Source organism: Caloranaerobacter azorensis DSM 13643 (assembly GCF_900129995.1).
GTDB classification, from domain to species: Bacteria; Bacillota; Clostridia; order Tissierellales; family Thermohalobacteraceae; genus Caloranaerobacter; species Caloranaerobacter azorensis.
Genome location: NZ_FQXO01000153.1, coordinates 1 through 1,174 on the forward strand (window position 1 = coordinate 1; position 1,174 = coordinate 1,174).

7 tRNA genes are annotated in these 1,174 nt (G+C 43.1%); all 7 read left to right on the plus strand.

From position 1 onward, the window contains the following. The first annotated feature begins 18 nt into the window (after nucleotides 1–18). The 7 genes from BUB51_RS12630 to BUB51_RS12660 all read left to right on the plus strand — a co-directional run bounded on the left by BUB51_RS12630 (nucleotide 19) and on the right by BUB51_RS12660 (nucleotide 1,155). Nucleotides 19–95 (plus strand) — tRNA-Ile (locus BUB51_RS12630). A 4-nt stretch (nucleotides 96–99) separates the two neighbouring features. Next, a tRNA-Trp gene (locus tag BUB51_RS12635) sits at nucleotides 100–175 on the plus strand. 12 nt (nucleotides 176–187) lie between these two features. After that, nucleotides 188–264, plus strand: a tRNA-Pro gene (locus BUB51_RS12640). A 7-nt stretch (nucleotides 265–271) separates the two neighbouring features. Next, a tRNA-Ile gene (locus BUB51_RS12645) sits at nucleotides 272–348 on the plus strand. A gap of 114 nt (nucleotides 349–462) precedes the next feature. After that, nucleotides 463–539, plus strand: a tRNA-Ile gene (locus BUB51_RS12650). 113 nt (nucleotides 540–652) lie between these two features. Beyond that, a tRNA-Phe gene (locus tag BUB51_RS12655) sits at nucleotides 653–728 on the plus strand. Nucleotides 729–1,080: 352 nt separating this feature from the next. Beyond that, nucleotides 1,081–1,155, plus strand: a tRNA-Asn gene (locus BUB51_RS12660). Nucleotides 1,156–1,174 lie beyond the last annotated feature (19 nt).

The following is a 1,174-nucleotide window of genomic DNA, read 5'->3' on the forward strand; positions in this document are numbered from 1 at the left end:
CTCCTTCTCCGCCAGTAAGGGCCCTTAGCTCAGCTGGCTAGAGCGTCCGGCTCATAACCGGCAGGTCCGGGGTTCGAGTCCCTGAGGGCCCACCAATGTAGGGGTGTAGTTCAGTTGGTAGAACGTCGGTCTCCAAAACCGAATGTCGTGGGTTCGAGTCCTGCCACCCCTGCCAACAGGATAATATCGGGGTGTGGCGCAGTTTGGTAGCGCACGTGGTTTGGGACCATGGGGCCGGGGGTTCGAGTCCCTCCACCCCGACCACTAGTATGGGCTTATAGCTCAGCAGGTTAGAGCGCACGCCTGATAAGCGTGAGGTCGGTGGTTCGAGTCCACCTAAGCCCACCATAATCACTTTGCCAAAGCAAGGAGTTTAAAATTGGAAATGTAAAATGTAAAATTAGTCCAGTTAATTTTCAATTTAAAATTTTGAATTTTAAATTCCGACGAAGTCGGAAACAGGGGCCCTTAGCTCAGCTGGCTAGAGCGTCCGGCTCATAACCGGCAGGTCTGGGGTTCGAGTCCCTGAGGGCCCACCAAAATTATCTTACTGAAGCAAGGAATTAAAAATTGAAAATGCAAAATGTAAAATTAGTTTAAATAATTTTCAATTTTCAATTTTACATTTTAAATTCTAGCAATGCTAGGTTATGCCCAGATAGCTCAGTCGGTAGAGCAGGGGACTGAAAATCCCCGTGTCGGTGGTTCGATTCCGCCTCTGGGCACCAAAGGACTCCTATCGTATACGAACGATAGGAGTCTTTATTTTCAGTTTTTTTCTAAATTCGTCCGTATGAGCATCATTTATTTCTAGCTATTTTAATCCAGCCTTTAAAAGGTTTTCTAGCTTTATCTGATGATTTAGATTGAATAAATTCATAAAAACGTTCTTTAAATATGATAGAGGTTTTTAAAGTTGCTAATAACGTGATAATAGTTTTATGAGTGTTTTATTGTGAAGAGTGAAAAAATTATTATTTAATATTGTAATTTAAGTTATAAAAATTCTTCAAAAAAGTTGTTGACATGTATTTATAATTGTGCTAATATATATCTTGTCGTCGCTGATAAAAATATTGTTCCTGGGTAGCTCAATGGTGGAGCAACCGGCTGTTAACCGGTAGGCTGTGGGTTCGAGTCCCACCCCAGGAGCCAAGAAAGATGCCGGGGTGGC